Origin of the sequence: Leuconostoc sp. UCMA20149, assembly GCF_030400235.1 — a bacterium.
Lineage (GTDB): Bacteria > Bacillota > Bacilli > Lactobacillales > Lactobacillaceae > Leuconostoc > Leuconostoc pseudomesenteroides.
On record NZ_VJYC01000045.1, the window covers coordinates 1 to 524 of the forward strand.

The 524-nt window shown below is 35.3% G+C and carries 1 protein-coding gene; it reads right to left on the minus strand.

Features of this window, described 5'->3' with window-relative positions:
• The coding region (locus tag FF105_RS11560; protein ID WP_290046904.1) for an NAD(P)-binding domain-containing protein at nt 1-122 on the minus strand (122 nt) is incomplete at its 3' end.
• Between the last annotated feature and the right edge of the window lie 402 nt (nt 123-524).

Genomic DNA, 524 nt, shown 5'->3' on the forward strand with positions numbered 1-524 from the left:
TCATCTGTTCGCGCGCGAGACCGATTAAACACTGAAACGGTGTAACCACGTGACTCAATGTTGAGTGCCAAGTTGCGACCCATTACCGCTAAGCCAACAACGCCAAAATCTGACTGTGTCATACTATATACCTGCTTTCCAATAATTGTATTTATACGTGATATGAACTGCAATTTTTATTTTGAATTGTATTTAACTTACTACCCCAAAATCTATTAGTCAGTGTCTCATAAAACGGTATAAAAGAGTGCCTACTTTCCAAAATAAAATAATAGATTTGTTACTTTTATGGTAACACGCACATGGCTTTTGTCACTTGATATGTTTGTGAAAATTGTGAGTTTTTTGTGTTCAAATTGGCTTCTGAAAAGATGTTGTTTTAACCAATAGCGCGACAATAAAACTTACTAACATTAAAGGTGAAGATTAATCTCGACGGAGATAGTCTTCACCTATTTTTGTTTTATTCTAAAATAGGTTGTGAAGCATAGGTCGTAAGGCTTTTTGGCACTAGATGTCGTAAA